Here is a 24,119-nt window from a genome sequence, read left to right as displayed (position 1 = left end):
GTTAGTTTTTATAGGTAAATCATAGCTTGGAGCGTTACCGTTCCAGTTTTAGAATCACCAAATTTTTGATTTTTATATTCTAATGTTAATTTAGAATTATGACCGCTGAAATACGCGTTAGCTCCTAATCCAAATATATTCTTATCATTACTAACCACATCATAGCTATTAGAACCATAAGAAATATAAGGTTGATATCTTGTTTTAGTTTTATCTCCAGCTAGAACATATCCTAAATGAGCAAATATCATGCTTCCCGTTCCGTAAACGCTGAACAAATAATTTTTTCCGTAGTCATTCGTTTGATAAACAGCATAAGCCGTAAGTGCGCTACCATCATCACCAAGAGGTGTATCATAAAAAGCATCAACTGCAAAAATATTAACATCTTCGCTTACTAATTCTGAACCTTCCATTCTAACAGATCCGTTTGGATGTAAGAAAAAACCAGCTCCAATATTAAAAACTTTTTTTCCGCCTAAATAAGAACCTACTTTATAAGGTAAAAAATTAGATTCTTGATCTAAGAAATTAAAATCGAAATAACCCGCATAAGCTTTCCCTGAATCTTTTGAACCCAAGAATTTTCTACCGCCATAAATTGTGGTATTTGAATTAACAATGTCATTAACATCTCTGGCGTCTAAACCATTAACCGATACATCATTTATTGCTAATCGATATTGAAGTTTTCCTAAGTTACCTTTAGCAAATACGCCTACATGTCTTCCAAATTGATCTGTTAGCCCCAACGTAGCCCAAGACTGCCGATTGTTATCCAAAGTCATCATATTAAGTGTACTTTGATTGTTTAATCTAGAAATTCCATTAAAATAATGCAACCCAGCACCAACACTTAAGTTTTTGTTCAAATTATATTGTGCCCAAGCGTCAAGCATAAATACTTGAGAACCGTTGCCTGTTCCAGTAGGACTCAATGTTGAACTATTAAGGCTATTAAGACCAAAATGAGTAACTAATAAGAATTTTGAATTTATTTGAGTAAATAATAACACTCTGGCTCGTCTTAAATTAAAGCTCGTATTACTGGTTATAGCTGGCACATCATCACTATAAGCAGCTTGAGCCTGAACCCAGGAAATAACTCGGAAGTATTTTTTACCCTCATCATCAAGTTTCACTTTCATTCCTCCATTATAATCCGGAGAACCTTGTGAATACATATTTTGCAAGCCAAAAAGAGCTGAACAAAACAGTAATAAATACAGTTTTTTCATAAATGGTTTTGAGTTTAGTTAGTATTAATTTTGGTTTTGTGTGCACCGCTAAACTCTAAAAAAGAATGAATTAAATAAAAAACTATATATATAATTGTAAACTTACTATATCTATTCCTTAAAACGTTCCCATTTTATAAGCATAAACTTGTCTCCAAGCTCCGTAACTACAACCCCAGCGCCCTTGATATTATCCGCATTTTGAAAGTAATTGCCTAGTTCTGTAGTGTTTAAAATTTTATATGTCGGGTGGTAATTGGAATTATACGGACGCTTTATATTATACTTCTTTACCCAATTCATTATACTAACATGAGACACCCCCAAAATTCGTTCTATCTCGCGGTAAGTTAATCCCTCTAAATACAACTGAAGTGACTTGTTTACATAATAATCATCTATTTTCTTTCCTATCTTATTGACAGAGAAAAAATAGTTGCATTTTTTACACTTATACCGCTGCCTATTGCTAACGATTCCGCTTTTAACAAAATGGTCTGAACCACAATTTGGACATAAATCTATAGTCATATATATGTATTTAGCATAAATATATCAATTTAGCAAGAATTATACAAGAGTATAAGTTGATTTATACCAAATGAATTTTAAAATTATTGATGGTAAATTAAAATTATATTTTCTTTAGATAAGATAGAAAATATAAGCATAGCATTAGTTACGGTTCTATTTTATATTGAAACCCGCCTGCCGGTAGTCAGGTATAAAGGAAATAGAAACGAATTTAACCCATCATTTTAAAGTTTATTTGGTATTATAGTCGTTTAAAATAAGATTTAGCCTCTTTTACAACTCTTGGAGCGAGAATTAAAGTAGAAATCATGGTTGGAATTGCCATAAGCGCAAACACCCCATCAATTAAGTTTAGCATCATACTAAACGGCGTTGTTACTGCCAATATGATACTAATAATGTATATATAATTATAATAATGTTTCTTATCTGCACCAATTAAAAACGACAAACATTTGCTACCATAATAGGCATAAGAAAACAATGAAGACACACTGAATATTAACACACAAATCATTAGTAAATAAGCACCATATCCTGGCATGGCATGATTAAATGCCGAAGCCGTTAAGCTCACACCATTATCAGACGTGGTTTCCCAAACACCTGTAACCAGAATAGCTAAAGCCGTTAGCGTACAAACCATCAAAGTATCTATCGCAGGCCCTAACATAGCCACTAAACCTTCACGAACAGGCTCATCGGTTTTTGCGGCACCATGTGCCATGGGCGCCGTACCAATTCCCGCTTCATTTGAAAACGCACCTCTACGAATTCCTAAAAGAATCAAAGCACCGAGGACTCCACCAAGCAATTTTTCACCTTTAAAATGTTCTGCAGAAAATGCATCTGTAAAAATCATCACGAAGTATTTTGGAACCACTTCATAATTAGAAATCAAAATAAATAGCACTAAAACAAAGTATAATAATACCATAGAAGGCACCATTTTAGATGCCGCATTACTAATACGTTTTAATCCACCTATAATGATTACTGAAGTCATCGAAACTAATACAAAAGCGATTATTAAATTAGATTTTAACCCTACTTCCACACCGTTTGGGATTAATACAATATCATTTATGGCTTGTGTTAACTGATTGGCATTTACAACTGGCAATGCCCCAATCATGCCAAAAAGACTAAACATTATAGCTAAAGATTTCCAAGATTTACCCAAGCCCTCAGTAATAAAATACATGGGTCCTCCTTGTAACTCGCCTGCACTATCCTTCCCGCGATACATAATAGCTAGTGTAGATGTGAAAAATTTGGTAGACATACCAACTATAGCACTTACCCACATCCAGAACATCGCTCCCGGCCCACCAATTGAAATGGCTACTGCTACTCCTGCAATATTCCCCATACCGATGGTAGAAGACAGAGCTGTTGTTAAAGCTTTAAAATGTGAAATTTGCCCAGGGTCATTTGGGTCGTCATATTTCCCTCGTAACACTTGAATAGCGTGACCAATATAACGAAATGGCAAAAATCTTGATAAAATTAAAAGATACAAACCACCACCAATAAGTAAAACTACTAAAGGGATTCCCCATGCATAATCTGAAAAGGTTTTAATGAGTTGCTCCATACTTATTATGATTTTATAAATATATCACTTTACAAACATTCTGTTTCAAATATTTAAAAGTATATTTATCCCAGTTCTTAATTAAAATTATTATAAAATAAAATGATGATTTTTTGTTTTATGCAAAGTTTAAAAATATAGCATAGCAATAGTTATGGTCTATTTTTCTACTGAAGCAGAAAGTAAAAAAAGGGGGTTTTATTATAATTATTTTAAATGAGAAATGGTATCACATTAGCAAACCAACTTATGGCGCAATCTAATCGCTTATATTTTATAGATGCCGTTAGAGCATTTGCTATATTAATGATGCTTCAAGGTCATTTTATAGATACTTTATTGGCACCAGTTTATAAAGATTATTCCAACACAGCTTATACAATTTGGTCGTATTTTAGAGGGATTACAGCTCCTACTTTTTTTACAATTTCAGGTTTAGTATTTGCCTATTTACTACTACGTGCTTATGCTAAAGGCGATGATAAGCCCAGAATCAAAAAAGAGTTATTCAGAGGTTTACTACTTCTTGCCATTGGCTATAGTTTGCGCATGAATGTTTTCAGCTGGCTCTCTGGCCATTTTAGTTCCTATTTTTTTGTAGTTGATGTGCTCCAGTGTATTGGTTTATCACTAATTTTTTTAGTTGGTTTACATATCCAATTTAAAAAACATAGTTATATTTTTTCAACGGTTCTTTTTGTAATAGGATGTATTTCTTTTGTTACTGAACCGCTTTACAGAAACTTGACTTTAGAACACGTTCCAATAATCATTGCTAATTATATAACCAAAGCTAATGGTTCTGTATTTACTATTTTACCATGGTTTGGGTATTCGGCTTTTGGCGCCTTTATTTCTACTGTGTTTTTTAGACACGTACACCGAGATCGCTTTAATGTATTAACTGTCATTACTTTTTTTATAGTTGGTAGTTTTCTCATTTATTATTCATCATGGTTTCTTACAACACTTAGTTATATTACAAATATTGAATTATTAAAAATGAGTGCTGACTATAATTATCTATTTACTAGACTTGGTGATGTATTAATTTTATTTGGGGGTTTTTATGCCTTAGAACGTTTTTTAAAACAATCTTTAATTGCAAGAATAGGTGAAAAAACCTTATCCATTTATGTCATTCATTTTGTATTGCTTTACGGAAGTTTTACAGGCTATGGATTAAACAAGTTTTTAAGTAATTCGTTAGAACCTACAACTGTAATTTTAGGAGCTGTATTATTTATGATTGTAGTTTGTTTTATATCATTCCATTACGCTAAAACTAATGCGATTGTTTATAATTTAACACGAAAAATAATAGATACATTTAAAAACAATTAGTATGGCTTACGATGAATATTTAGCAGATAGAATACGAAGACAGTTAAAAGATAAACAGACTGCTTTCTCTGAACTCAAAATGATGGGCGGTTTATGCTTTAAGGTGGATAACAAAATGCTTTGTGGCATCCATCTTGATAAAAAATATGGCGATAGCTTACTCATGGCACGTATTGGTGAATTGGTTTATTTAGATGAACTTAAAAAACCAGAATGTCTTCCTATGGATTTTACAGGTCGCCCCATGAAAGGTTATATTTTTGTAACTCCCGATGGTTTTGATAATGAAGCTGATTTATCCTATTGGTTAGACTTATGTTTAGCTTTTAATCCTATGGCTAAAGCAAGTAAAAAAAAATAATTCAGTCTTTAAATATATCTTTGTTGTTTATATGTTAACTATTTTTTTTACCAATTCATGCACAATAAGTTAGTTTTAGTTTGTCTCTTATGCTTCGGATTAAGTGTTGTTTCAGCTCAAAATACACAAGTTATTATTACTGGGAAAGTTTTAGAAAGCAACAATAATCTGCCTGTAGAGTATGCAACCATATCCCTATTAGACAACGATTCTAAAAAACCTTTAACAGGAACGATTACGTCTCAAAACGGTACCTTTTCCTTAAAAACGAGTGAGACAGATTTCTATATTGAAGTTAGTTTTATTGGTTTTAAAACAAAGACATTCAAGGATTTTAGAATTCTAAAAAATAAAATCGACTTACAAACCATCATATTATCTGAAGACAATCAAGCTTTAGATGAAGTTGTTATTCGTGCTGAAAAATCTCGAACAGAATTCCGGCTGGATAAACGGGTGTTTCATGTTGGTAAAGATTTAAGTTCTACTGGTGCTAGCTCCTTAGAAGTTTTAAACAATATCCCCTCAGTAAATGTGAGTATTGAAGGCGATGTTAGTTTACGAGGCAGTCAAGGTGTGCAAATACTTATCAACGGAAAACCATCCGTTCTTGTTAGTGCAGATGGCAATGCCCTAGGAAGTATTACTGCAGATATGATTGAACAAGTAGAAGTTATTACGAACCCTTCAGCAAAATATGATGCAGAAGGCACTTCAGGAATCATCAATATTATTATTAAAAAATCAGAAAAACGAGGTATCAATGGGTCGACAACTTTAAATGTTGGCGTTCCCAATAGCAACAGCTTTGGGTTAAGTATTAACAAACGTACCGAAAAATTTAATCTGTTTAGTCAGTTAGGTTTTGGAATTCGTACTTACCCCACTGAACGAAAATCTATAAACCAAGATTTAATAAATAATACAACTATTACGAGTTATGGAGACAGTGAGTTTGATGAGAAATTTAGCAACATCCTTATTGGAGCCGATTATCATCTAAACGATAATAATGTTGTAACCCTATCTGGCTCTTATGCTTATGAAGTAGAGGACCAGTTTTCAAAAACAAACTTCAATCGAAAAGACGCTTCAAATTCGATTACTAATAGTTGGCTTCGTGATGAAAAAACAGAAGCTGATAACCCCAAATTACGTTACGAATTACAGTATAAGAAGAATTTCAAAAGACATAAAGAACAAAGTTTATTGTTTAGCGCTTTAGGAAGTTCTTTTCGTAAAGACCAATTTTCAGACTTTGAAAACAATACGGTTATTGGTGATGATGACAATTTTCAACAGAAAACAAGAACCGATTACACATTAGAAGATTATACATTTAAATTAGACTACACACATCCGTTTTTAGAAAAATACACCATAGAAACAGGCTCACAATATGTTATAAATAGCGTATCTAACGATTTTGCTGTAAGCGATTTTGTAAATGGTGATTGGATTAACAACCCAGATTTAACGAATATTTTTGATTTTGATCAAAAGGTTTTAGGTGTTTATACAACCGTTGCTTACGAAGGTGATACATGGGGGCTTAAACTTGGTGTTAGACTAGAAAACACGAATCTCAGTACCTTGTTGGAAACCACTAATGAACGCAATGAAGATGATTACACCAACTTGTTTCCTAGTATTCATACATCCTATAAAGTGAATGATAATTTTTCGTTACAAGCTGGTTACTCAAAAAGAATTAGAAGACCAGGTTTAAGAGAATTAAATCCGTTTTCAAACATTCGAAACAATTTTAGCATCTCTACTGGAAATCCAGATTTAGAACCAGAATACACAGATTCTTACGAGGTTACCAGCATTCATAAAATTGGTAAAGCCTCATTAAATTTTAGTTTATATAACCGATATACCATTGACGTTGTTGAGCGTATTTCAACTTTTGAAGATAATGTAAGTACTTCTAGACCAGAAAATGTGGGCACAAATACAACCACAGGTTTTGAAGCCAATGGAAAATATGCGCCTTCTAAATGGTTTTCAATACATGGTGATTTTAATATTAATTATTTTTCTAGAAAAGGTTTTTTTGAAACCATTAATTTTGATTTTAAAGGCAATCAATGGGCCACTAGCCTAACCACTAAATTTAAACTTCCTGCTGAATTTGATTTAGAAATCTCGGGCGATTACAGGTCTAAATTTGAAACTGTTCAAAGTGAAATTTCTGATAATCTTTTTGCAGACCTTGGTTTAAGAAAAAAAATTCTTAAAGGAAAAGTTATTTTAAACTTAAGTATTCGCGATATTTTTGCGTCAAGAATAGACCAAACAACTACTACGCAACCCGAATTTTATTTGTTTAATAGCAGGCAACGCGGGCGTTTTGTAACCTTTGGAATTAGCTATGGTTTTGGCAAAGGTGAGGCTATGGAATTTTCAGGACAACGTAGGCGCTAGCCCTTTTTTAAATTTAGATAAATCAAAATAGTTAATAAATCTTCCAAAAGATTTTCAAAACATGACAAAAGTAAGCTTTTTGACTCTGTGAGATTAGTAATTTTGCAGCATCAAAATTTACAAATTACCATATTATGAATACGAAACTTCGTTTCCTTTTTTTAACTATTTTATTAGCTGTGGTGTCTTGCAAACAAACACCTAAAACAGCCCATGCTACAGAAACCGAAAATGCACATCACTGGAGTTATTCCGGTGAAACCTCACCAGAACATTGGATAGAAATCGAAAAAAATTCCGATTGTGATGGTAAACATCAATCGCCCATAAACATTATTAATAAGGACGCCGATTCTGTAAAAATTAAAGGCGATTTAAAAATTCAATATACACCAACAACACTTTTAAGCGAAGTGGAAAATAACGGACACTCCATTCAGTTTGATTTTGAGGCTGGCGATTCTATAAAGTACAAAAACGAAACGTATTATTTAAAGCAAATCCATTTTCACGAACCCGCAGAGCATAAAATAAACGGCGTTATTTACCCTATTGAAATGCACTTAGTACACCTTAGCAAATCTGGCAGCATTACCGTATTAGGTATTTTAGGTGAAGAAGGCGAGGAAAGCCAACTCTTTGAGTTTTTTGAAAGCTTTTTACCTATTGAAAATGGCGCAACCAAAGACATTCATCAAAACATAGATTTATCAAGCTTATTTTTAGAAGACAAACATTATTACTCTTATGGCGGTTCATTAACCACACCACCGTGTTCTGAAGGTGTCAACTGGATTGTGTTTAAAGAACCAATTATTTTATCAGTTGAAGAGGTTTTAAAGCTTAGAAATAATATGCCGATTAATAATTATAGGAATGAGCAGCCTTTGAATGAACGGGTTGTTAAGCTTAATTATTAATTTTTAAATACCGCTCCGCAAAGTCCCGCTCCGCAAAGTCTCCCGACTTTGAGGAGCACAAACATAAACAACAAAAATAACTTCATAGAAAATCCTTTTTATTACGCTCGCAGCAGTCGATTGATTTGATATTAAAAAATTGGAAATAGCTTGATATAATAAATTTTAATGTTTGCCACAAAGTCGGGAGACTTTGCGCAGATTAGGTTAAGAAGCTATATTATTAACTATTAAAAGTTGATAACTTTTCTTTCACTTATTGAAGTGAATATTGACTATTCAATTTTAAAATTTTAACTTTGCTTACTTGTGCTGAACTTGTTTCAGTAGCGTCTGATATAAATTATTAAAACGACGTCCTATCATAAAATTTAGTGTTCCTCAAAGTCTCCCGACTTTGAGGAACATAAAAAATTCAACTTCTTAAGAAAAAATGGCGCAATAAAAAAGACCTTGCTTACGGCAAAGACTTTTATATATGATAATAGGTTCTCTATGATTCTACTTCAAATATTCCAAAACATTCGCTTCAATACGCTCTTGAATATTACTCACATCTGCCTTTATAAAAGTTTCGCCTGTAATGTTTTCGTAAAGTTCGATATAGCGCTCGCTAACTGTTTCAATGTATTTATCGCTCATAAAAGGCACGGTTTGTCCTTCTAAGCCTTGAAAATTATTGGCTATTAACCATTGGCGTACAAACTCCTTAGAGAGTTGCTTTTGGGTTTCACCTTTATCTTGACGCTCTTGGTAACCATCGGCATAAAAATAACGTGAAGAATCTGGGGTGTGTATTTCGTCAATCAAAACAATTTGTCCGTCTTTTGTTTTTCCAAATTCGTATTTAGTATCTACTAAAATTAAGCCTCTTGAGGCTGCAATTTCAGAACCACGTTGAAATAATTTACGGGTATAATCTTCTAAAACCACATAATCGGCTTCTGATACGATACCACGTTTTAGGATGTCTTCACGAGAAATATCTTCGTCATGGTCGCCCATTTCTGCTTTGGTTGCTGGCGTAATAATAGGTTCTGGGAACTTATCATTCTCTTTCATGCCTTCTGGCAAGGCAACGCCACAAAGCATGCGTTTGCCCGCTTTATACTCGCGTGCAGCATGACCAGACATATAGCCACGAATTACCATTTCTACTTTAAAGGGTTCACATAAATGCCCCACAGCCACATTTGGGTCTGGGGTTGCGGTTAACCAATTGGGAACTAAATCTTGAGTGGCTGCCATCATTTTGGTAGCGATTTGGTTCAGGATTTGCCCTTTGTATGGAATCCCTTTTGGCATCACTACATCGAAGGCTGAAAGACGATCTGTTGCCACCATGACTAATTCTTGGTCGTTGATATTATAGACTTCTCTTACTTTTCCTTTGTAAACACTTTTTTGGTTTGGGAAATTGAAATTGGTATCGATTATGGTGTTGTTTGTTTTTGCCATGGCCTGTTCCGATTTTTCGGGAAATTCACTAATTTTTTTATCTCGCAAAGGCGCAAAGGCGCAAAGCTTGTTTTCTGTTATTTTATTTTTAATCTCACTTCGACTGCGCTCAGTACAGGCTACAAATTTATCGATTTATTCGCAATGACGTTTTATAATTTTTATCTAAAAAGCCCTAGCCCCGATTGATGCGGCATCCTTTTTATGTGTTTTCCACTAGATTAATTATAACTAAAATTTTACAATTATACTACTTTTATGAGATACTGAACCAAGATCAGCACATGAAAAGATATAGCGGAAAGCGGGACATAGCTTCTAAATATTTTAATTCTTTTTAAGACGTTTCGTCAAGCTGCGCTTCGTATCTTCAATCAAAATATATTTTGCTATCGATAATGTTCAATGTGACATTTTATGTTGATATTTCTACTTTACTGAAAACTGCGACTGAACACTGTAAACTGTTTAATCTACGTTTTCTATATTTTTATAAGCCGCTATGACCTTTTTAACGAGTTTGTGACGAATGACGTCTTTATCGTCTAAAAAGATCATGCCTACGCCTTCTACATTCTTTAAAATTAACAAGGCTTCTTTTAAGCCTGAAATGGTACGACGTGGTAAATCTATTTGCCCAGGATCGCCGGTTAATAAAAACTTAGCATGCTTGCCCATACGGGTTAAAAACATTTTCATTTGGGCATGCGTTGTGTTTTGTCCTTCGTCAAGAATCACAAAAGCATTATCTAAAGTACGCCCACGCATAAATGCCAATGGCGCAATTTGTATGGTGCCCTTTTCTATATAACTTGCTAATTTTTCGGGAGCAATCATATCTCGCAACGCATCATAAAGTGGCTGCATGTAGGGATCTAACTTTTCTTTTAAATCGCCTGGTAAAAACCCAAGGTTCTCCCCTGCTTCTACTGCTGGACGGGTTAAAATAATGCGCTTTACTTCTTTATTTTTTAAGGCTTGAACCGCCAACGCTACGCCCGTATAGGTTTTACCAGTTCCTGCAGGTCCAATCGCAAAAACCATATCGTTTTTACGCATAAGTTCTACCATTTTGCGCTGGTTTGCCGTTTGCGCTTTAATCTTTTTTCCGCCAACGCCATGCACAATCACTTCGCCACTTGCTGTTGATGTTGTATAATCATCACTACTTTGGCTTGTTAACACACGCTCTATAGCGTTTTCATCTAACTTATTATACTTCGCAAAGTGTTTTAAAAGCATAGTGATACGTCTATCAAATTCCTCTAGCAATTCTTCATCACCAAAGGCTTTAATTTTATTACCGCGTGCTACAATTTTTAATTTTGGGAAGTACTTTTTAAGAAGTTCTATGTTGGCATTTTGAGCTCCAAAAAATTCTTTTGGAGTTATTTCTTCTAGTTCAATAATAATTTCGTTCAAAAGCGTGTTATTAGTTTAGTGATTAACAAGTATAAAATATTGAAATAATGTTTACTTAGATGAAATGATTTATTAGTTTTATTCAATATGTCGCATTTTTATTAAATAAGACTTCATGAACCAACATTTTTCATTTAAAATATAAAAACTAAAACGAAAATTTATGTAGGTTTGTATCACATTTTTGTGAAACTCAAATTTAATAATTTTGAGTGAGTTAACATTAAAAACATATCAACAATTTGCCAATGGCAATCATAACATTAACAACCGACTTTGGTGAAAAAGATTACTTTGCTGGCGCTACAAAAGGCGCTATCTACAGTGAACTGCCCGATGTTAAAATTGTTGATATCTCACATTCTGTTTCACCGTTTAATATTCCGGAAGCGGCTTATATAATTCAAAATGCATATAATAGTTTTCCGAAAGGAACGATTCATATCATCGGGATTGATTCTGAGATAAATCCTGATAACAAACATATAGCACTCAAGTTAGACGATCATTACTTTATTTGTGCCAATAATGGTATTATGAGTATGATTTGCTCTGAAATAGCTCCTGAAAAAATTGTTGAAATTAATATTCATGATAAAATACAAACTAGTTTTCCTGTTTTGGATGTGTTTGTAAAAGTGGCTTGCCATATTGCTCGTGGTGGCACTTTAGAAGTTATTGGAAAACCTATTTCTGAGATAAAACCAATGAAAAACATTGTGCCTTATGTTAATGATGACAAAACCCAAATTGTTGGTAACATTCTTTACATTGATAATTACGGTAATGTAGTTACTAATATTAAGCGCCAGTTTTTTGAAACGATACAAAAAGGACGTGATTTTGAAATTTCGGCACGTAATTACACGTTCAAGAAAATACATAATAAATACAGCGATATTGTAAATTTTGAAATTCCAGAAAACAAACGGCAAGATGAAGGTAGAAAACTCGTGGTTTTTAATTCTGGTAATTTTTTAGAAATTGCTGTTTATAAAAGTAATAGCACAACGGTTGGTAGTGCATCAACCCTTTTAGGTTTAGGCTTAATGGATGCCGTGAGTATTAACTTTATACCAAAACCAGTTGTTCCTAAAGGTGCTGAAATTCCGCAAAATGCAACCAAAGCTGCCGATTATTAATTTAAAGACAATTTATGCTAGTAAGAATAGTTAAAATGGGGTTTTACAAACAGAATATTGAAGTGTTTCTTCAAAATTTTGAAGACACCAAAACTAGAATTAGAGCTTTTGATGGTTGTGGATTTTTAGAATTATATAGAGATAAAAATGACCCAAGTATTTTCTTTACTTATAGTTATTGGGAATCTGAAGAAGCTTTAGATAACTATAGAGAGTCTGAATTATTCAAAGCTGTTTGGAGTAAGGTAAAACCACTTTTTAGTATAAAACCAGAAGCTTGGAGTGTTGATAAAATGGCAACGCTTGAGTAAAACAGTATTCAGTCACAGTCGCAGTCGCAGTCGCAGTCGCAGTCGCAGTCGCAGTAAACAGTAAAAAAACAAATGTTAGCAATACTTAAAAAAGAAATAAACTCATTTTTTGCCTCACCAATTGGGTATTTGGTTATCGCTATATTTTTAGTTTTAAACGGGCTATTCCTTTGGCTCTTTAAAGGCGAGTTTAATATTCTTGATTATGGGTTTGCTGATTTATCATCATTCTTTTTATTGGCACCATGGATTTTGATTTTCTTGATTCCTGCGGTAACTATGCGTAGTTTTTCAGATGAAAAAAAACAAGGTACTTTGGAGTTATTATTAACGAAACCTATTTCGCATTTCAACATTGTTTTAGGAAAATATTTTGGAGCGCTTATTTTAATTTTAATCGCGCTTATACCCACTTTACTTTACGTTTACACCATTTATCAATTAGGCAATCCTATTGGTAATTTAGATATGGGTAGCACTTTAGGTTCTTATTTTGGCTTGCTGTTTTTAGTGGCAGCTTATACGGCTATTGGCGTGTTTGCTTCGACTTTATCAGATAATCAAATTGTGGCATTCATCAGTGCTGTCTTTATCTGTTTCATCTTTTATATTGGTTTTGAAGGTATTGCGGAGTATCTGTCAAGTGATTTTGTAGAACAATTAGGTATGAGTACACATTATAAAAGTATGAGTCGTGGCGTTTTAGATACGCGAGATATTATTTATTTTTTAAGTATTACGGTATTCTTTTTAATGCTAACCAAACTAAATATTAACAAAGCGAAGTAAATGATAGTAACGCCTTTATTTGTTTTTTTTCTAGTTATTGTATTTGTTGTGGTTTGGCTATTTATAAATACTATTGATAAACGCAAATGGCTGACGCTTATAGTAAGTTTGGCATTAACGCCTATTGTTTATTTTTATTTATTTTACCCAATGCTAAACATTTTTAGTAGCTATCATCATGAAAAATACTTTGATGCTGAAGCTTGGGAAGAGAAACCTGCCTTACGCTACGAAATGGCTAATCAAATAATTACGGATAGCTTATTAATAGGAAAAAATAAAAATAATATTGAAGCCCTTTTAGGGAAACCAGAATGGTTTGGATGGGATGAAAGCTTGAAAGCTTATTCGAAAGAAAAATGGCATTACAATATGGGGTTTGTACCAGGCGCATTTAATGCTATGCAAGAATGTTTAGAACTTCAATTTAAAAATAATAGTGTTGAATCGGTAAGACCTTATCAATTAGAAAAAGCCTTTGAATAAAAATATAAAACACATATTAATTCTCGTTATCGCTGTAGTTGCGATTAACTTTATAAGCGGTAATTTATACAAACGTTTTGATTTAACTGCTGATAAACGCTATACTTTAAGTGAATCTGCTACACAAATCATTGAGGCTATTGAATCTCCAATTGTTATAGATGTGTTTTTAGAAGGCGAAGATTTCCCTTCTGAGTTTAGACGACTTCAAAACGAAACCAAACAGTTATTGGAAGAGTTTGCTGCTGTAAATGGCAATATCGTTTTCAATTTTATTAATCCGTTAGAAGACGAATCTACACGAGAGCGTAATATTCAACAACTCACACAACGTGGATTAACACCTATGCAATTAAGTGTTCAAGAAAGCGGAAAATCTACACAAGCCGTTATTTTTCCTTATGCTTTGGCAAGTTATAATGAACAAACCGTTGTTATTCCCTTAGTAAAAAATAAAATTGGAGCCTCTCAGCAGGAATTAGTTAGTAATTCTGTGCAAAATTTGGAATATGCTTTTGCGGATGGTTTTAGCCAACTCACAAACCCAAAGCGACGTAAGATTGCTATTTTAAAGGGCAACAAGCAATTGGAAGATAAGTACATTGCTACCTTTGTTAAAACACTAGGCGCTTATTATTATATCGCACCATTCACTTTGGATAGTGTTGCATCAAACCCACAAAGCACACTTAAAAGTATTAACCGTTTTGATTTAATTATTTCTGCAAAACCTACGGAAGCGTTTACTGAAGAAGAAAAACTAGTTTTAGATCAATATACCATGAACGGTGGTAAAAGCCTTTGGTTAATTGATGCCGTAGCTATGGAAAAAGATAGCTTGTACAATGCTACAGGAACAAATTATGCTGTGAGTAGAGATTTAAATTTAACCGATTTCTTTTTCAAATATGGTATTCGTATTAATCCTTATATGGTAAGTACTCTATACTCTGCTCCTATTACTTTGGCTATGGGTGAAGGAAGTCAGTCTCAATTTCAACATTTAAAATGGCCGTATTCGCCTTTAGCGGGTTCGAGCAGTAAGCACCCTATTGTTAATAATTTGAATTTAGTGAAATTTGATTTTGCTAACCAGATTGACACCTTAAAAAATAATATTGATAAAACCATTCTTCTTGAAACGGCACCTTTAACAAAATTAGAAGGCACTCCTAAAGAAGTGAGTTTAGAGTTGGTAACCCAAGAACAAAACCCACAAACATTTGATAAAGGCAATCAATCGCTTGCTGTGTTATTAGAAGGCGAATTTAATTCGGTTTATAGCAATCGCGTAAAGCCTTTTAAACTTCAAAAAGCTCAAAATAAAAGCATTCCTACGAAAATGATTGTGATAGCTGATGGGGATGTCATAAAAAATGATGTGACTAGAAACGTACCACAAGAATTAGGCTTTGATAGATGGACGGGACAAACTTATGGCAACAAAGAATTTTTACTGAATGCGGTTAATTACTTATTGGATGATAACGGACTTATAAACATTCGATCTAAAGAAATTGCTGTTGCCTTCCTAAATCAAGAAAAAATAAATTCAGAGAAAACCAAGTGGCAACTTATAAACATCTTATTACCACTAGTATTACTTGGCGTTTTTGGTTTTGTTTTCAACTACCTAAGAAAGAAAAAATACGCTTCTTAAATGTTAATAAGTTTGTTTCCTAATATAGAGAGTTTGGAATATATTTGTAAGTAGTAGAATTACAATTAAAACTAAGCTTTTAGATGAAACATTTATGCTCAGATACATTTTTTGAATATGTATTATAATATAAATGTTACATGTGACCTTTAAAGAAAATATAAACTAACAAATGAAATTTATAGTATCAAGTACTTATTTATTAAAACAGTTACAGGTTTTAGGTGGCGTTATTAATAGCTCGAACACGTTGCCTATTTTGGATAATTTTTTATTTGAATTAGATCACAGCCAACTTACCGTTTCTGCAAGTGATTTAGAAACAACCATGGCTTCAACTTTAGATGTTGAAAGTGACAGTAAAGGTAGTGTTGCCATTCCTGCACGCTTGTTATTAGATACTTTAAAAACCTTTCCGGAGCAACCATTAACTTTTGTTGTTGAAGACAATAACACGGTTGAAATTAGCTCTAATCACGGTAAATATGCTTTGGCTTACGCCGATGGAAACGAATTTCCGAAAGCTGTAGCGCTTGAAGACCCAAGTAAAACTGTAATAACTGGCGATGTTTTAGCAACCGCTATTAGCAAAACCATTTTTGCTGCTGGAAATGATGATTTGCGCCCTGTGATGAGTGGTGTATTTTTTCAGTTTTCTACAGAAGGCTTAACGTTTGTTGCTACTGATGCGCATAAATTAGTAAAATATACGCGTACAGATGTAAAAGCAAATCAAGTTGCTGAGTTTATAATGCCCAAAAAACCATTGAATCTTTTAAAAGGTATTTTGGCCGCTAGTGAAAATGATATCACAATTGAATACAATGAAAGCAACGCTAAGTTTACATTTGAAAACTCTGAGTTAATTTGTAGATTAATTGATGGAAAATACCCGAACTACGAAGCGGTTATACCGAAAGAGAATCCAAATAAATTAGTAATTGATAGAAATCAGTTTTTGAATTCTGTGCGTCGTGTTAGTATTTTCTCTAACAAAACGACTCATCAAATTCGTTTGAAAATTGCTGGTGCAGAACTTAATATTTCTGCTGAAGATATTGATTATAGTAATAAAGCCGAAGAGCGTTTAACTTGTGATTATCAAGGTGACGATATGCAAATTGGTTTTAACTCGCGTTTTTTAACGGAGATGTTGAATAATTTAACTTCTGATGAAGTACAGTTAGAAATGAGTATGCCTAATAGAGCAGGTATTTTAACGCCTGTTGATGGACTTGATGAAGGTGAGCATATTACGATGTTGGTGATGCCGGTGATGTTGAATAATTAAATTCCTGCCTCTCGACTGCGCTCGAGATAAACTCTGGTGGGAATCTCATGATATAAAAGCAGTAATCTTTAAATGGGTTGCTGTTTTTTTTTATCGGTTAAAGGCTAATGCTTGACTTTATCAAAAAAAAACAGTATGTCCTAAATAATTAAACATTTTTAAAAGTCAATTTTTGTATATTCGCACCGCGAAAACGTTATCGTCATTCGTTTTCATTATATAGCCAAATAATAATTCAACACAAAACGACACCAATGTCAAAAATCATTTATACTAAAACCGATGAAGCTCCGGCTTTAGCAACACGTTCCTTATTACCCATAGTACAAGCATTTGTTAAGTCTTCTGGCATTAATATTGAAACTAAAGATATTTCATTAGCCGCAAGAATTTTATCTGTATTTCCAGATTTTTTAAATGAAGACCAACGTGTTACTGACGATTTAGCTATACTTGGTGAATTAGCAAAAAAACCAGACGCAAATATTGTAAAATTACCAAACATTAGTGCTTCTCTTCCACAATTAAAAGACGCTATTAAAGAATTACAATCTAAAGGTTTTAATATTCCTGATTATCCAAATGAGGCTAAAACTGATGCTGAAAAAGATATTAAAATACGCTATGATAAAATAAAAGGTAGTGCTGTAAATCCTGTTTTACGTGAAGGTAATTCAGATAGACGTGCGCCTAAAGCAGTTAAGAATTATGCTAAAAAGAACCCACATTCTATGGGAGCGTGGTCTAGCGATTCTAAAACACATGTAGCTACTATGGAAGCTAATGATTTTGCTCATAATGAAAAATCAGTAACCTTAGATGATGCTACTAGCATAAAAATTGTTCATACTGATAGCGATGGTACAACTATTATTTTAAAAGATTCTTTGGCTTTATTAAAAGGAGAAATAATTGATGCCACGGTATTAAGCAAAAAAGACTTAATACACTTTTTTGAAGAGCAAATAGCAGACGCTAAAGCAACTAATGTATTGTTTTCATTACACATGAAAGCTACCATGATGAAAGTAAGCGACCCTATTATATTTGGTCATGCCGTTAAAGTGTTTTTCAAAAACGTATTTACTAAGCATGCTGAAACATTAGATGAAATTGGTGTGGATGTAAATAATGGTTTTGGAAATCTAGTTGAAAAAATTCAAAATTTACCAGAAGCTAAACGTAAAGAAATACAAGCAGACATTGATGCTGCATTTAAAAATGGACCAGCAATTGCTATGGTAAACAGCGATAAAGGTATTACAAACCTGCATGTCCCGAGTGATGTTATTATTGATGCTTCTATGCCTGCAATGATTCGTACATCTGGGCAAATGTGGAATGCCGATGGCAAATTGGAAGATACCAAAGCAGTAATTCCTGATAGTAGTTATGCAGGAATTTATTCAGCAACCATAGATTTCTGTAAAAAGAATGGCGCTTTCGATCCTACAACAATGGGTACTGTTCCTAATGTTGGACTAATGGCTCAAAAGGCTGAAGAATATGGCTCCCATGATAAAACGTTTGAAATAGCTTCTAATGGGACTGTTAGCGTTATTGATACTTCTGGCAATACATTAATTGAACATACTGTTGAAACTGGAGATATCTGGAGAATGTGTCAAACTAAAGATGCACCAATTCAAGATTGGGTAAAACTAGCGGTTACACGAGCAAGAGCTTCTCAAACACCTGCGGTTTTCTGGTTAGATAAAAACAGAGCCCATGATGCTGAATTAATTAAAAAAATAAACACATATTTAAAAGATTACGATACATCTGGGTTAGATTTAAGAATCTTATCACCCATTGAAGCTACGCTTTTTACATGCGAAAGATTGAAAAATGGAAAAGACACTATTTCAGTTTCAGGAAATGTGTTAAGAGATTATTTAACAGATTTGTTCCCCATACTGGAAGTTGGTACAAGCGCAAAAATGTTATCCATTGTCCCGTTAATGAATGGTGGTGGATTATTTGAAACTGGTGCTGGTGGTTCTGCTCCAAAGCACGTACAACAATTACTTGAAGAAAACCATTTACGTTGGGATTCTTTAGGTGAATATTTAGCTTTGGCGGTTTCTTTAGAACATTTTAGTGAAGTTAACAAAAATGAAAAAGCAAAGATTTTAGGCGAAACTTTAGATGATGCCACTGATAAATTATTAGAGAACAGAAAAGGACCTTCTAGAAAAGTTGGTGAATTAGATAATAGAGGGAGTCACTTTTACTTAGCCATGTATTGGGCTCAGGAATTAGCTAATCAAAATATAGATGAAGCTTTAAAAGCTGAATTTGCGCCAATTGCTAAACAATTAGCCGATAATGAAGAAGCAATTATAAAAGAATTAAATGATATTCAAGGTAAAGCTACAGATCTTGGAGGTTATTATGAGCCTAATGAAGCACTTATTAATCAAGTAATGAGACCAAGTGAGACCTTTAATGCTATTTTAAGATTATTATAATATTAATATAAACTTCAAAAAGCTCCTTTTTAGCAGCTTTTTTATACTTTTATAAAAAAAGCTATTAGATGAAGAACCCCTTTTTATGGATTCTTTGTGCATTTTGTTTCACAATACTCCCACTTAACGCACAAGAAAAATTCACATTGAGTGGAACCATTTCTGAAGAAAAAAGTAACGAAACCCTTATTGGAGTTAACATTATTTTTCCAGAAATATCTGCCGGTACAACTACCAACGAATATGGCTTCTATTCCATAACATTACCTGAAGGCACTTATAATATTGTTATTAGCTATTTGGGGTATTCCACAATATCAGAAACTATTAGTCTTTCAGAAGACATCTCAAAAAAGTTTAGTTTAACAGATGCTATAGAAAGTTTAGATGAAGTCGTTATTACAGAAAATGTTGAAAAACTCAATATTAGAACCCCACAAATGAGTGTAAATAAACTCACCTCTGCTACGATTAAAGATATTCCGGTGGTACTTGGTGAATCTGATATCATTAAAGCCATAACGCTACTTCCTGGTGTTACTAATGCTGGAGAAGGTGCTTCTGGATTTAACGTTCGTGGTGGAGCAGCAGACCAGAATCTTATCCTTTTAGATGAAGCTATTATTTATAATTCATCACACTTATTTGGTTTCTTTTCCGTTTTTAATCCAGATGCTATCAAAGATTTAAGACTTTACAAAGGTGGGATTCCTGCACGTTATGGTGGTCGCGTTTCTTCTGTTTTAGATATCTATCAAAAAGAAGGGAATAGCAAAGAATTTCATGCCAATGGAGGAGTTGGTATTGTGTCAAGCAGATTACTTATTGAAGGTCCTCTTAAAAAAGATAAAGGATCTTTTTTATTGGGAGGCAGATCAAGTTATGCGCATTTATTTTTACCACTATTTGATATAAATAACATTGCTTACTTCTATGATTTAAATACTAAATTAAGTTATAAATTAAACGAGCGAAACAATATTTATCTTTCTGGATACTTCGGTAGAGATGTATTTAGAATTGAAGATACTTTTGAAAACACCTATGGTAATTCCGTTTTAAACTTCAGATGGAATCATTTATTTTCAGATAAATTATTCTCCAACTTATCTATAATCTATTCTGATTATTATTACGATTTAAAATTAAATTTTGTTGAATTTGATTGGGTTTCTGGAATTCAAAACTTCAATTTAAAGTATGATTTTAAACATTATCTAACGGATAAAATAAAACTTCAATATGGGTTAAATAGTATTTATTATAAGTTTAATCCAGGTGAAATAAAACCTACTGTGGAATCTTCAGGAATAAACCCTTTTAAGCTTATTGATAAATATGCATTTGAAAATGCTATTTATTTAGATGTCGAACATAAAGTTTCAGATAAACTGGCATTATCTTATGGATTACGCTTAAGTAGTTTCTATCGTTTAGGGCAAGATGAATTAAATGTTTATGAGAATAATCAAGCTGTTCTTTTTAATGAAGATTTTCAAATTTATGAAAAAGCTGAACCAATTGGTACTGAAACATTCAAACGAAGTGATGTTATTGAAAATTTTTACAACCTAGAACCTAGAGCATCTTTAGCATATCAACTAAATTCTGAGAGTTCTGTGAAATTGAGTTACAATAGGATGAGTCAATATTTACATCTACTTTCAAATACGAACTCACCTACGCCATTAGATATTTGGACACCAAGTGGCAAATATGTAAAACCACAATTACTCGACCAATATGCGGTTGGATATTTTAAAAATTTCAATAATAACAAATATTCATTAGAAGTTGAAAGCTTCTATAAAACCGTAAAAAACAGAATAGATTATATTGATGGGGCTGATTTAATTGCAAATAATGCTATTGAGCAAGTCATATTAAACGGAAAATCCAGGGCTTACGGATTGGAAATTTTTCTCAAAAAGAATGAAGGCCGATTTAAAGGTTGGTTAGCTTATACCCTTTCTAAATCTGAACAGCAAACTCCAGGAAGAACAGCAACCGAATTAGGTATAAATAATGGAGCATGGTACAAGACTCCTTTTGATAAAACGCACGATATCTCATTTACGGGAAGTTATGACTGGAATGAAAAATGGAAAATAAATACCAATTTTCTATTTCAAACAGGACAACCAGCAACTTTTCCAAATGGGCAATATGAATTTAATGGTCTAAACATTCCTAATTATAGTGGTAGAAATTCTGATAGACTTTCTGCATATCACAGGTTAGACATATCTTTAAACTACACGCCAAAACCAAATAAAACTAAAGGCTGGAGAAGCCAATGGGTATTTGGTATTTATAATCTGTATAATAGAAGAAATGCAGCTACAATATCTTTTGGACAAAACGAAATTACAGGCTCAAACGAAGCTACTCGATTAGCCATTTTCGGAATTGTACCATCAATATCTTATAATTTTAAACTTTAAGGTTATGAAAAAAATATTTAAAACCATTTTTATCCTTCTTACACTAATCTCTTGCGAGGATGTTATTGATGTTGACGTAAATAATGCTGAACCTAGATTAGTTATCGATGCGTCCATCCATTGGATTAAAGGCACAAATGGAAACACTCAATTAATCCAACTTAGTCTTACTGCTCCATATTTTGATGATAGTATTCCACCCGCTACAGGAGCTAATGTGGCTATTTCAGATTCAAATAATAATACCTTTAATTTTATTGAAGAAGCCACCACTGGCATTTATAAAAATGAAAACTTTATACCAGTTATTGGTGAAATTTATAATTTAAACATCCTTTATAATAATGAGACTTATATAGCTACAGAAACCATGACACCTGTGGTTCCAATTGAATCTATAGAACAAAAAAATGATGGTGGATTTTCAGGTGAGGAAATAGAAATTAAGGCTTTTTACACAGACCCTGAAAATATAGAAAACTATTATCTCTTTGAGTTTTTGGATCTAGATAGAAATAGTTCAACTCTTGAAGTCTATGATGATGAGTTTACAGATGGTAATCAAATATTTGCATTTTATTCTGATGAAGATTTAGAGACTGGAGACCTCCTGCTAATTAGAAACTCTGGTATTTCTAAACGCACTTACGAGTTTTTACATATTCTATTGCAACAAAACGATGAGGATTCTGGCGACCCTTTTGAAACGCAACCAGCAACGGTAAGAGGGAATTGTATCAATCAAACTAACCCAGATAATTTCCCACTGGGGTATTTTAGAGTTTCTGAAACTGATGTCTTTACCTATACTGTTGAATAAATAAAATACGTACAAAAACAATTACGTACATAGAATCATGTCAACTAAATTTTTATGTACTTTTGAATCATGAGTTTCATTAAAACTACCGAGCAAGATTCTAACCACAATCATCTGGAAAAGATGAGCATTTTTGAATTGCTTGAAAACATCAATAAAGAAGATAAAACAGTTCCTGATGCTGTTGAAAAAGCATTACCACAAATTGAAGGTTTAGTAAATCAAATAATTGAAAAATTAAAAGGTGGTGGTCGTTTATTTTACATGGGAGCTGGCACAAGTGGTAGGTTGGGAATTTTGGATGCGTCAGAGTGCCCTCCAACTTTTGGAGTTTCACATAATTTAGTTATAGGTTTAATTGCTGGTGGAGATTATGCCATAAGAAAAGCTGTTGAATTTGCCGAAGATTCTACAACTCAAGGCTGGAAAGATTTACAAGAATACAATATTAACCAAAATGATGTTGTTGTTGGAATTGCAGCCTCAGGAACCACACCTTATGTTATTTCAGCCCTAGAAAAATGTAACGCAAACAATTTAATTACCGGTTGTATTACTTGCAATAAGGATAGTCCTTTAAGTCAAGTTTCAAAGTATCCTATCGAAGTTGTTGTAGGACCAGAATTTGTAACTGGTAGCTCTAGAATGAAAGCAGGAACTGCTCAAAAACTAGTACTGAATATGATAACAACATCTACCATGATTCAGTTGGGGCATATTAAAGGCAACAAAATGGTAGATATGCAATTAAGCAATAATAAATTGGTTGATAGAGGCACCAAAATGATTATGGCGGAACTAAAGATCCCTCAAAAAGAAGCTGAAGATTTGTTAAATGAATTTGGCAGTGTCCGTTTAGCAGTTCAAAATTACAATGATGGAAGAAAATAAAACAGATAGAAATATTCTTGCAAAAGGGTTAAAAACTATGGGGATTTCTTTAGGGGCTATGTTTCTTGGCCCGACCTTAGTTTATATAGCATTAACCAATCAAGAAAAACCTTTATACATTCCTATTTTAATACTAGCAATAATTATTTGTGGTTTAGCAATATTCTTAGCATTTAAAGGTATTAACACTATTATGGACAGTATGTTTAAAAAGAATTAACCCAATTTAATTTTTAAATGTAGTTTCAAAAATATGAATTATTTTTTGTTCAGTCAAGAAATAATCCCGATAGCTATCGGGACTTAGCATAGCCTAGCTACGGTTCTTTTTTATGACGACAAATGGGAGAAAAAGAAACAAGTTTTTTGCGACATCTGACTGTTAAATTGGTATAATATGCCTTAGTTTAAAGACGTTTGTTTTGGAGTAGTAGGGTTATATCCAAATTCGGTATCATTAACAACAATTCCTAATCTATCAAAAATATAATTGATTATTGCGTAGTGATG

At 33.1% G+C, this 24,119-nt stretch carries 20 protein-coding genes; 15 read left to right on the top strand and 5 right to left on the bottom strand.

Features of this window, described 5'->3' with window-relative positions:
* Positions 1-8: 8 nt before the first annotated feature.
* The 3 genes from AAC024_RS08280 to AAC024_RS08270 all read right to left on the bottom strand — a co-directional run bounded on the left by AAC024_RS08280 (position 9) and on the right by AAC024_RS08270 (position 3,369).
* Positions 9-1,238, bottom strand: coding sequence for a hypothetical protein (locus tag AAC024_RS08280; protein ID WP_339894816.1), 1,230 nt, complete (start codon positions 1,236-1,238; stop codon positions 9-11).
* Between the two features lie 111 nt (positions 1,239-1,349).
* Complete coding sequence (locus AAC024_RS08275) at positions 1,350-1,769, bottom strand: hypothetical protein (RefSeq protein WP_339894815.1); 420 nt, start codon at positions 1,767-1,769, stop codon at positions 1,350-1,352.
* 244 nt (positions 1,770-2,013) lie between these two features.
* On the bottom strand, positions 2,014-3,369 hold the full coding sequence (locus AAC024_RS08270; RefSeq protein ID WP_339894814.1) for an alanine/glycine:cation symporter family protein: 1,356 nt from the start codon (positions 3,367-3,369) through the stop codon (positions 2,014-2,016).
* 216 nt (positions 3,370-3,585) lie between these two features.
* Between AAC024_RS08270 and AAC024_RS08265 the strand changes: the two genes are divergently transcribed.
* The 4 genes from AAC024_RS08265 (at position 3,586) to AAC024_RS08250 (ending at position 8,424) form a co-directional block, all read left to right on the top strand.
* On the top strand, positions 3,586-4,713 hold the full coding sequence (locus tag AAC024_RS08265; protein WP_339894813.1) for a heparan-alpha-glucosaminide N-acetyltransferase domain-containing protein: 1,128 nt from the start codon (positions 3,586-3,588) through the stop codon (positions 4,711-4,713).
* A gap of 1 nt (position 4,714) precedes the next feature.
* Positions 4,715-5,074 carry an RNA methyltransferase gene (locus tag AAC024_RS08260; RefSeq protein ID WP_339894812.1) on the top strand — a complete coding sequence of 120 codons (360 nt, stop codon included), beginning with the start codon at positions 4,715-4,717 and terminating at the stop codon, positions 5,072-5,074.
* Positions 5,075-5,131: 57 nt separating this feature from the next.
* Positions 5,132-7,504 carry a TonB-dependent receptor gene (locus AAC024_RS08255; protein ID WP_339894811.1) on the top strand — a complete coding sequence of 791 codons (2,373 nt, stop codon included), beginning with the start codon at positions 5,132-5,134 and terminating at the stop codon, positions 7,502-7,504.
* 134 nt (positions 7,505-7,638) lie between these two features.
* The gene (locus tag AAC024_RS08250) at positions 7,639-8,424 is read left to right on the top strand and encodes a carbonic anhydrase family protein (protein WP_339894810.1); all 786 of its coding nucleotides are present in this window, start codon (positions 7,639-7,641) and stop codon (positions 8,422-8,424) included.
* 501 nt (positions 8,425-8,925) lie between these two features.
* Here the strand turns inward: AAC024_RS08250 and AAC024_RS08245 are convergent.
* Together AAC024_RS08245 and AAC024_RS08240 are read right to left on the bottom strand one after the other, a co-directional pair.
* Positions 8,926-9,882 (bottom strand): phosphoribosylaminoimidazolesuccinocarboxamide synthase, encoded by a 957-nt coding sequence (locus tag AAC024_RS08245; RefSeq protein ID WP_339894809.1) that lies wholly within the window; start codon positions 9,880-9,882, stop codon positions 8,926-8,928.
* A gap of 468 nt (positions 9,883-10,350) precedes the next feature.
* Positions 10,351-11,304 carry a PhoH family protein gene (locus AAC024_RS08240; protein ID WP_339894808.1) on the bottom strand — a complete coding sequence of 318 codons (954 nt, stop codon included), beginning with the start codon at positions 11,302-11,304 and terminating at the stop codon, positions 10,351-10,353.
* Between the two features lie 248 nt (positions 11,305-11,552).
* Between AAC024_RS08240 and AAC024_RS08235 the strand changes: the two genes are divergently transcribed.
* The 11 genes from AAC024_RS08235 (at position 11,553) to AAC024_RS08185 (ending at position 23,829) form a co-directional block, all read left to right on the top strand.
* On the top strand, positions 11,553-12,446 hold the full coding sequence (locus tag AAC024_RS08235) for an SAM-dependent chlorinase/fluorinase (RefSeq protein ID WP_339894807.1): 894 nt from the start codon (positions 11,553-11,555) through the stop codon (positions 12,444-12,446).
* A 14-nt stretch (positions 12,447-12,460) separates the two neighbouring features.
* Positions 12,461-12,757 carry an antibiotic biosynthesis monooxygenase family protein gene (locus AAC024_RS08230; RefSeq protein ID WP_339894806.1) on the top strand — a complete coding sequence of 99 codons (297 nt, stop codon included), beginning with the start codon at positions 12,461-12,463 and terminating at the stop codon, positions 12,755-12,757.
* Between the two features lie 72 nt (positions 12,758-12,829).
* On the top strand, positions 12,830-13,546 hold the full coding sequence (gldF, locus tag AAC024_RS08225; protein WP_339894805.1) for a gliding motility-associated ABC transporter permease subunit GldF: 717 nt from the start codon (positions 12,830-12,832) through the stop codon (positions 13,544-13,546).
* Positions 13,547-14,032 carry a hypothetical protein gene (locus AAC024_RS08220; RefSeq protein ID WP_339894804.1) on the top strand — a complete coding sequence of 162 codons (486 nt, stop codon included), beginning with the start codon at positions 13,547-13,549 and terminating at the stop codon, positions 14,030-14,032. It begins immediately after the preceding gene.
* Complete coding sequence (gene gldG, locus AAC024_RS08215) at positions 14,025-15,692, top strand: gliding motility-associated ABC transporter substrate-binding protein GldG (RefSeq protein ID WP_339894803.1); 1,668 nt, start codon at positions 14,025-14,027, stop codon at positions 15,690-15,692. The genes AAC024_RS08220 and gldG overlap by 8 nt, the downstream gene beginning before the upstream one ends.
* A gap of 172 nt (positions 15,693-15,864) precedes the next feature.
* Entirely contained in the window at positions 15,865-16,983 is a 1,119-nt protein-coding gene (gene dnaN / locus AAC024_RS08210; RefSeq protein ID WP_339894802.1) for a DNA polymerase III subunit beta, read from the top strand.
* Between the two features lie 254 nt (positions 16,984-17,237).
* Positions 17,238-19,454: an NADP-dependent isocitrate dehydrogenase gene (locus AAC024_RS08205; RefSeq protein WP_339894801.1), complete on the top strand. Its 2,217-nt coding sequence runs from the start codon at positions 17,238-17,240 to the stop codon at positions 19,452-19,454.
* A 68-nt stretch (positions 19,455-19,522) separates the two neighbouring features.
* Positions 19,523-21,898 carry a TonB-dependent receptor gene (locus AAC024_RS08200; protein WP_339894800.1) on the top strand — a complete coding sequence of 792 codons (2,376 nt, stop codon included), beginning with the start codon at positions 19,523-19,525 and terminating at the stop codon, positions 21,896-21,898.
* 4 nt (positions 21,899-21,902) lie between these two features.
* Positions 21,903-22,718, top strand: a complete 816-nt coding sequence (locus AAC024_RS08195) for a DUF4249 domain-containing protein (protein WP_339894799.1) — start codon at positions 21,903-21,905, stop codon at positions 22,716-22,718.
* 69 nt (positions 22,719-22,787) lie between these two features.
* Positions 22,788-23,609 (top strand): N-acetylmuramic acid 6-phosphate etherase, encoded by an 822-nt coding sequence (murQ, locus tag AAC024_RS08190; protein ID WP_339894798.1) that lies wholly within the window; start codon positions 22,788-22,790, stop codon positions 23,607-23,609.
* Positions 23,593-23,829 carry a DUF6095 family protein gene (locus tag AAC024_RS08185; RefSeq protein WP_339894797.1) on the top strand — a complete coding sequence of 79 codons (237 nt, stop codon included), beginning with the start codon at positions 23,593-23,595 and terminating at the stop codon, positions 23,827-23,829. Before murQ ends, AAC024_RS08185 begins: the two co-directional genes overlap by 17 nt.
* The last annotated feature ends 290 nt before the right edge of the window (positions 23,830-24,119 follow it).

This window comes from uncultured Algibacter sp. (genome assembly GCF_963976535.1).
Taxonomy (GTDB): domain Bacteria; phylum Bacteroidota; class Bacteroidia; order Flavobacteriales; family Flavobacteriaceae; genus Algibacter_B.
The sequence above is the reverse complement of the archived record's forward strand: the minus strand, read 5'-3'. Positions and strand labels throughout refer to the sequence as shown.

Coding starts and splice junctions, on each gene's coding strand:
- AAC024_RS08270 (WP_339894814.1), bottom strand. CDS start 3,369: ATGGAGCAACTCATTAAAACCTTTTCAGATTATGCATGGGGAATCCCT.
- AAC024_RS08230 (WP_339894806.1), top strand. CDS start 12,461: ATGCTAGTAAGAATAGTTAAAATGGGGTTTTACAAACAGAATATTGAA.
- gldF (WP_339894805.1), top strand. CDS start 12,830: ATGTTAGCAATACTTAAAAAAGAAATAAACTCATTTTTTGCCTCACCA.
- AAC024_RS08250 (WP_339894810.1), top strand. CDS start 7,639: ATGAATACGAAACTTCGTTTCCTTTTTTTAACTATTTTATTAGCTGTG.
- AAC024_RS08185 (WP_339894797.1), top strand. CDS start 23,593: ATGATGGAAGAAAATAAAACAGATAGAAATATTCTTGCAAAAGGGTTA.
- AAC024_RS08195 (WP_339894799.1), top strand. CDS start 21,903: ATGAAAAAAATATTTAAAACCATTTTTATCCTTCTTACACTAATCTCT.
- murQ (WP_339894798.1), top strand. CDS start 22,788: ATGAGTTTCATTAAAACTACCGAGCAAGATTCTAACCACAATCATCTG.
- AAC024_RS08205 (WP_339894801.1), top strand. CDS start 17,238: ATGTCAAAAATCATTTATACTAAAACCGATGAAGCTCCGGCTTTAGCA.
- AAC024_RS08220 (WP_339894804.1), top strand. CDS start 13,547: ATGATAGTAACGCCTTTATTTGTTTTTTTTCTAGTTATTGTATTTGTT.
- dnaN (WP_339894802.1), top strand. CDS start 15,865: ATGAAATTTATAGTATCAAGTACTTATTTATTAAAACAGTTACAGGTT.
- AAC024_RS08235 (WP_339894807.1), top strand. CDS start 11,553: ATGGCAATCATAACATTAACAACCGACTTTGGTGAAAAAGATTACTTT.
- AAC024_RS08265 (WP_339894813.1), top strand. CDS start 3,586: ATGAGAAATGGTATCACATTAGCAAACCAACTTATGGCGCAATCTAAT.
- AAC024_RS08280 (WP_339894816.1), bottom strand. CDS start 1,238: ATGAAAAAACTGTATTTATTACTGTTTTGTTCAGCTCTTTTTGGCTTG.
- AAC024_RS08255 (WP_339894811.1), top strand. CDS start 5,132: ATGCACAATAAGTTAGTTTTAGTTTGTCTCTTATGCTTCGGATTAAGT.
- AAC024_RS08200 (WP_339894800.1), top strand. CDS start 19,523: ATGAAGAACCCCTTTTTATGGATTCTTTGTGCATTTTGTTTCACAATA.
- AAC024_RS08275 (WP_339894815.1), bottom strand. CDS start 1,769: ATGACTATAGATTTATGTCCAAATTGTGGTTCAGACCATTTTGTTAAA.
- AAC024_RS08245 (WP_339894809.1), bottom strand. CDS start 9,882: ATGGCAAAAACAAACAACACCATAATCGATACCAATTTCAATTTCCCA.
- AAC024_RS08260 (WP_339894812.1), top strand. CDS start 4,715: ATGGCTTACGATGAATATTTAGCAGATAGAATACGAAGACAGTTAAAA.